The sequence below is a fragment of the Peribacillus sp. NPDC096448 genome (assembly GCF_044762675.1).
Lineage (GTDB): Bacteria > Bacillota > Bacilli > Bacillales > DSM-1321 > Peribacillus > Peribacillus frigoritolerans_B.
On record NZ_JBIWEU010000047.1, the window covers coordinates 1 to 6,908 of the forward strand.

7 protein-coding genes are annotated in these 6,908 nt (G+C 34.0%); all 7 read left to right on the forward strand.

The features are described 5' to 3' along the window. Positions 1-404: 404 nt before the first annotated feature. The 7 genes from ACIQ0C_RS26935 (at position 405) to ACIQ0C_RS26965 (ending at position 6,454) form a co-directional block, all read left to right on the forward strand. A complete protein-coding gene (locus ACIQ0C_RS26935; RefSeq protein ID WP_403065894.1) occupies positions 405-689 on the forward strand; it encodes a YrvL family regulatory protein in 285 nt (94 codons plus the stop codon). A gap of 264 nt (positions 690-953) precedes the next feature. Beyond that, complete coding sequence (locus ACIQ0C_RS26940) at positions 954-1,304, forward strand: DoxX family protein (RefSeq protein ID WP_403065897.1); 351 nt, start codon at positions 954-956, stop codon at positions 1,302-1,304. Between the two features lie 550 nt (positions 1,305-1,854). After that, complete coding sequence (locus ACIQ0C_RS26945; RefSeq protein WP_403065900.1) at positions 1,855-2,589, forward strand: SDR family NAD(P)-dependent oxidoreductase; 735 nt, start codon at positions 1,855-1,857, stop codon at positions 2,587-2,589. Positions 2,590-2,740: 151 nt separating this feature from the next. Further along, entirely contained in the window at positions 2,741-3,361 is a 621-nt protein-coding gene (locus ACIQ0C_RS26950; RefSeq protein ID WP_403065903.1) for an NUDIX hydrolase, read from the forward strand. A gap of 420 nt (positions 3,362-3,781) precedes the next feature. After that, positions 3,782-4,021, forward strand: a complete 240-nt coding sequence (locus ACIQ0C_RS26955; protein WP_403065906.1) for a hypothetical protein — start codon at positions 3,782-3,784, stop codon at positions 4,019-4,021. Between the two features lie 488 nt (positions 4,022-4,509). Continuing rightward, positions 4,510-5,337, forward strand: coding sequence for a metallophosphoesterase (locus ACIQ0C_RS26960; protein ID WP_403065909.1), 828 nt, complete (start codon positions 4,510-4,512; stop codon positions 5,335-5,337). A gap of 598 nt (positions 5,338-5,935) precedes the next feature. Then, positions 5,936-6,454, forward strand: coding sequence for a class I SAM-dependent methyltransferase (locus ACIQ0C_RS26965; protein WP_403065912.1), 519 nt, complete (start codon positions 5,936-5,938; stop codon positions 6,452-6,454). Positions 6,455-6,908: the final 454 nt, after the last annotated feature.

Genomic DNA, 6,908 nt, shown 5'->3' on the forward strand with positions numbered 1-6,908 from the left:
ATGGAAAGGTTGAACGAAGGAATGTAGGAGCATCGACTCTGTGAGACATGGGAGGGTTGACCTCCATGAGACATGTGGATATCCTAAAGTGCGATCATAACATTGCTTAAACCAATTTTTTCCTATGATTGGCTAGTTTAGTATACACTTTTTTCGATAAATCCCTACCCTTGAGGAGTGATGCCAAGCTTACAATGATAATGGTTAATGATATGACTATGAAATCCTAAGAATTCTAGAGCAATCGTGAGATTGTGTTTAATTTATTGAGGGAGTTTAGTTGCAGAAAAAATGCTAAAATATGTATAGCTAAATTAAACTTTGTGACGTGATTAAAACGGATAAATTTTAAAAAACTTTTCTCCGGTTTTAGTAACGGTTAGTTTAAGACAGGGGTGTTCGAGGTGACAGTTATTAATGGAAGGAGGGCGTTTCATTTAAATAAAATTAAAAAAATGGGTATTTGTACGTCTATCGTATTAGTAATTTTACTTGGTATTACTTTTTTTGAATACATATTTCTAAGATTACTCGGATTACAATATAATTCAATTGGTGCTTTAGTATTTTTCTTTGTTATGTATGTATTCCTTGAAATACCTCTCTCGCTCATTACAAATGCGATACCAAAGGCTTTAAAATCCTTCGGTATTATTCAATCAAGTAAGGGCTGGTTATCATTTTTTTAAAATGCGGGTCTCACTTTTGCGTTAATTGAATTACTCGTTACCTTCTTGGATAATATCTCCATTACTTGGCAAGGTTCACTCATATTTGCATTGATTTCTGTACTTATCGGTTTGAAATTAAAAGAGAAAGATGATGGCGACCAATGATTGATAGTGAAGAATTCAAGACTATAGAAAATAGATTTAATTCCAAAAAGTAAACTATCGAACGCACGTTAGTTTAACAAGAATGGGGAAACCCTAATTGATTAGGAGTGAGGTTAGATGATTACCATTGTTATGCAAGTAATTTTAGCAGTTTTTATTTTAGTCGGAGGATTCATAAAACTTTTACGTATCCCGTTTCAGGTTGAACATTGGCAGCATTATCAATATCCATTATGGTTCATGTCTGTAATTGGATTTATTGAACTTATTGGAGCAATAGGAATGATTGGGGGTATCTGGAATAGATACTTGGCTGTTGGATCAGGTGTATTGTTTGTACTTATCATGATAGGAGCCCTACATGCTCATATTTTTCGAGCGCATCAATCTATTGTAATGATTGTTCCTGCAATGATCTGTTTAATATTATCTATCATGGTGATTATCAAGAACTTAACGTTCGCATAAATCTGTTCACAATTTTGGAGAGTTTAATAAAACTTATAATTTTACTTCTCTATTTATGTTAATCCCCTACTGAATCAGTCTTTGAGGGACTTTGCGAATGTTCTTGTGAACTCCCATGAAAATTAAAAAGCTCAAAATCCGGAAAAAACCACAACAAAATAGACTCAGTAAAAACGCTTTTTAAAAAAGGCTGAGCCTTATGAGTGATCTGATTGAGTTTGGTCAATCGTTAAACAAAAACCTCCAATCATAGCAAATTAAGTAGAGGCTAGCGCGACGACCAAAAAAGGATTAATCTCCCATGAGTGCTACCCATAAAGGGCGCGACAGTCGGTGGTACACCGTGGTCGTCGGAGTCAGACTAACGGATGGGCTCAAAGGCACCATAGTTCAACGACCTTCTTCGCCAGCCATTAAAACATTATCGACATAGAGACCAATTTTCATTCTCTGTGGTGAAGCGCTGATTTTTGCGCTTCATGGATGGCTAACGGGTGCGTTAGCTGAAAATCAGAGCTGTCTTTAAGGCGAGAGAGGAGCTTCACAATAAGTGCTCAAAAATAGAAAAGTAATCGTAACAGGCGCGGCTTCTGGAATAGGTAAAGAAATTGTCAAACAATGCTTATATGAGGGGGCTTCAGTAATTGCATGCGATATTAATGAACATTCCTTATATGATTTAAAACGGTCAATGGATGATCGCTACGTTCTAAATACATATCCGTTAGATGTAAGTAACCATGAAGAGGTCATTAAATTTTTTGTATATGTTGAAGCAGAACAAGCTGATGTAGATGGTTTAGTTAATAATGCGGGGATTTATTTGGCGAAAAATATATTGGATTATCAAGTAGATGAAATTGATAAAGTCCTAGATATAAATGTTAAGGGGTATATTTATCTCTCACAAATGTTCGGTAAAAAATTGTTCCAAAGCCAACGTAAGGGAGTTATCGTTAATATGTCTTCAGTGTCGGGAATGGAGGGCAGTTCAGATGCAATTTATGGGTTATCAAAGGCTGCCATATTAGGTTTAACTAAAAGCTGTGCAATGAATTTCTCACCATATATCCGAGTTAATGCTGTTGCTCCTACGATGGTTAATACTCCCATGATGGGTACGATACCTGATTGGAGAAAAGAGGAGTATTTAAGTCACCAACTCATCAATACGCCTGTTCTGCCTGAAGATGTGGCTGATACTGTTGTCTTCTTATTATCAGATAGAGCCAAGCATTATACAGGCGCAACATTCGATATTAATAATGGAGGTTATCTAAGATAGTTCTGCTTCTTGTTAAACAATAGGTACGTTTGTTTAGATAGGGGTTGCTGCGGCAATCCTTTTTCTTATGGCACTAACGGGACAGATTAGTTGATTAAGCATTAGGGAGAGTTAATAAGGTGAAATTAAAACTTTTAAGGGGGAAGACAGTATGGAAAATGAACAATTAAAAATTTTTGATGAATACAGAAATCAAATAGGCATTGCTACTCGTGAAGATGTCCATAGACTTGGATATTGGCACGAAGCTTTTCACTGTTGGTTTATTAGTAAAGAAAAAGGAACTGATTATCTATATTTACAACTCCGTAGTAATACAAAAAAGGACTATCCAAATCTTTTGGATATTACGGCTGCTGGGCATTTACTGGCTAATGAAACAGTTCAAGATGGTGTAAGAGAGATTAAGGAAGAAGTTGGAATGGATATTTCATTTCAGGAATTAATACCGTTAGGAATAATAGATTACTGTGTAATAAAAGAAGATTTTATAGATAAGGAAATAGCAAACGTTTTTTTATATAGAAGCCAAAAATCCTTTGATGACTTTACTCTTCAAGAAGAAGAAGTTGCAGGGATTGTAAAAGCTGAATTTAACCATTTTGTTGAACTTTGGTTTGCTGAAAGAGAAACAATTAAGATAAGAGGATTCGAAATAGAAAAAGATGGAAATATAATTTTAATTGATGGGAATGTAGGAAGGGACAAATTTGTACCTCATCAATTAAAATTTTATAAAACTGTTATTCAAAAAATTAAAGAAAAGATTTAATTGATTCTTACTTCACTTATTCCCATAATTGGTGAAGTTTTAGAGGGAATAGTCACTGCATTGCTCCAATTCTTCCAATCTGCTGTGCAAGCTCTTATTGATTTACTTGGTTCACTTCTTTCCCTTGCATAGTAGGATAAGTCCATTTATAAGATGAATTTTGTTGGATAAAGCTCGTTGAATTAGAATAATTCTCTGAGCTTTATCTTCTTAAATTTTCATTATGTTAACTGGATTGATATTTCTGTAATAGACAAATGGACCAGATCTAACCCAATTTTTCATCCCTATAGGGACTAGATGAGTATTTGTAAATGAATATTCCACGTTTGTTGAAGGAAACGGTTTAACGTACGTAAAAACTGGGTATTGAGCGAATACTCACTTGTTACTAAGGTAAAGGGGAAAGGAACGGAAAATATGGGCGAAGAGCACATCGTAAATCGATGGATAATTTACTGTCCGTATACCCAACGCTATGTAGATCACGAAATTTCTTTTGTAGGGACGGATGAAAAGAAAGAAAGGATCGCTACTGGTACGGGTATCGATGATTGCTGCAGAGATTGTGTTTCTTCTTGGTTCTCAAGCCTTGGATGGGATAGAAAAGAAAAGATCGATTTTATCCATTCAAATATCCAAAAAAATAAAATTATGTAAATTTATTCAGGGAACGCAAGTTGCATTTCTAATCTCATTATAGAACCGGCCCAAAAGTGGACGGTTTTTTCGGTGTGTAGCTGAAGATTAGAGCTGTCTTTAAGGCAGCTTTTTCTAATGGAACTAAAGGGGAGGATAGTTCCATTAGGAATACCTAAATATTAGATCTAACGAGGAACTTATTTTAAGGAGGATAACATGAGCTTGGAGCATGTTTTTTACCTTATTTACTAAGACAACAGATAGGATTATCAACAAGCAGAGGATTTGACCCATGATACCTTTGTAAAGGCGTATTTATATCATAAATCATTTAATCAGTATTCAAGTTAAAAAATCTTTAACGGGAGGCTAGATAGTCCTGAAGCACAATCAACAAATTAATCACTCGGATGTCTGGTTCTTACGACTCGTTTTAACTTCCTTTATTTTCATTTTACTTTCTTTTTCTTAATCCCTATACTGATTTAAAGGGAGGAGGAAATAGTTTGATTTTTTTATTCTTTATGTTGATAATTCTCGTTTATTTTATATATAGGGCGAATAAAAATACACATGAGGCAATCGTTAACACTGTAGCTCCCGTTTCTGCAAATGTGACTACCCCCAACTGTTCTAATCTACGCGTTCTTCAATTATCAGATTTGCATTTAGAAAACTTATCGATTTCTCCAGAAAAACTATATAATCAATTAAAGAAAGAGAATTTTGATTTGATTGCTTTAACAGGCGACTATTTAGATCGAACGAAAAGTATTCCTAAAATAATTCCTTATCTAGAAGTAATACAACAATTCAATCCAAAATATGGCATATATGCGGTCTTCGGAAATCATGATTATATTTTAAGAGAGGACAGTTTTGGACGTTTAAAGGAATTATTTGAACGATATGATATCAAAACAATGCAAAATCAGAATGATACGATTATTGTGGAAGGAAACTTAATTTATATTATCGGAATTGATGATTACCATACAAAAAGGAGCAATTTAAGCTTAGCATATAATGGCTTGATAGAAAAAGGTTATCGACTTGTTTTAACTCATGATCCCAACCTTGTTCTACAAATGGAAAAGTTCCACTTTGATTATCTACTTGCCGGACATTTTCATGGCGGTCAAATTTGTTGGCCGAAACCGTACCACTTAAGAAAGTTCGGGAAACTTGTTCGTCTCAACTTAATTAAGGGGCTTATTCATTACCAAGGGAAGCTTTTCTATATAAATGAGGGACTTGGACAAACCTTGTTTAATATTCGTATAGGGAGCAGACCGGAAATTACAATTCATGAACTAACAATTCCTAATCTTTAAAACAAGTACAGAGGAAAATTTAGTTTGAATCTAAAAGTAAAAAACAATTAAAATTTTTCCCTTAGTGTTTTTTCGGAAATTCCTTCACCTTCACCTCTTTGAGGTGAAGGTATTATTATATTTTCTACTATTGCTTGGAATATGATATATACATGTTGCCCAAAATTTGAAAAGATTATTTTTAGATTATGTTATTAGTCTAAAAATAGAAAGCCCAATTTGGAACAAAATAAGCAATAATCACCTAGATATCAGTCAGCTAAAGCTAAGGTTAAGACTATTGGGAATTATATTCCGGTATGAAGCGTCTACAAGTATACATATTAGAAATGCTTACAAGCATCTATCAACGGGTGAAATTGGTCAAGTTTCAAAAATCATCGTTAGTACTCATTTATTATCAGGAAGTTCTGTAGATATTCCACCATTATAGAAGGAAAGCCATTTTTACATTTGGCTTTTTTGCATAATTTCGAATGAAGAAAGGAAATTTAATTAAGAAATCTTAGCGAAAGTTGGTGAAGGGCATATTTTAACCGAATTTTTCCCGCAATTATATCATAACTTAGTACGTCCTAAGTGGTTTACTGAAAAGTATATACATCTTTATTTACAAGAGGAATTTGAATTTAATGATAAAACTGTCTTAGATTTCGGTTCCGGTACAGGGGTAAACTGCACTTTATTTTCTTCTGAACGTTATATGGGTGTAGAGCCTGACGAAAAAAGAGTTATGTATTCGAAAAAGCTATATTCAAATTATGAATTCAAAGTTTTAGAAGAATATTCTCTGCCAGTTGAAAATGAAAGTATTGATTATATTCTCATTATTTCCGTGTTACATCACATCTCTTGTGCTGACATAAAAACCTATGCGGAAGAATTTAAGCGAGTATTAAAACCAAATGGGAGAGTCATTGCAATTGAGCCTTGCATGTACCAACATAAACCTTTTTGTAACTTCTTTATGAACTGGTTAGATCAAGGTCGTTTTATCAGAGATGAGAAAGGATATATAGATATTTTTCATAAGAACGGTTATAAATGCGATGTTTTAAAGCGTTTTAGAAAATGTTTTGTATACAACGAACTATTTTTCTCGGCCTGCTTAAAATAAGCTGTCCCATTGCCATAAACTAAGGTGAAATCGGTTTCTCCATAACCCCCAAAGGTTATTCTTTTTGTAGAAATATACTGGAAGGGACTCTTTTCTCAGGAACTTCGAAACACCTTATTCATCTTCTTTTTAAGAATTAGCTAAAGAGTAAATGTCTGCTGGACCCCCTATAGGGGGTCCAGCAGAAAAATATGGATTTTTACAAACGATAAGCATTTGATACAAATCTTATGAGGCATTATGAATTCTAATTTAAAGGGTTTGATTATGTACCAATAGGTTTTACTCTATTAAGATTGTGAAGGTTTCTACTTCAACTAACGGTTCGTTAGCTGAAGAGCGGAGCTGTCTTTAAGGCAGCTTTTTTGTATGAAAATATCTTAGTAAAAAGCCATGCTAAAATAAACCCTCCATATTCACACTTTTTTTGAAGGGCGTAAATGTACTATGTCGT

What these genes read in the sequence shown, in the direction of transcription:
- ACIQ0C_RS26940 (WP_403065897.1), top strand. Translation starts at nt 954, where the DNA reads ATGATTACCATTGTTATGCAAGTAATTTTAGCAGTTTTTATTTTAGTC.
- ACIQ0C_RS26950 (WP_403065903.1), top strand. Translation starts at nt 2,741, where the DNA reads ATGGAAAATGAACAATTAAAAATTTTTGATGAATACAGAAATCAAATA.
- ACIQ0C_RS26955 (WP_403065906.1), top strand. Translation starts at nt 3,782, where the DNA reads ATGGGCGAAGAGCACATCGTAAATCGATGGATAATTTACTGTCCGTAT.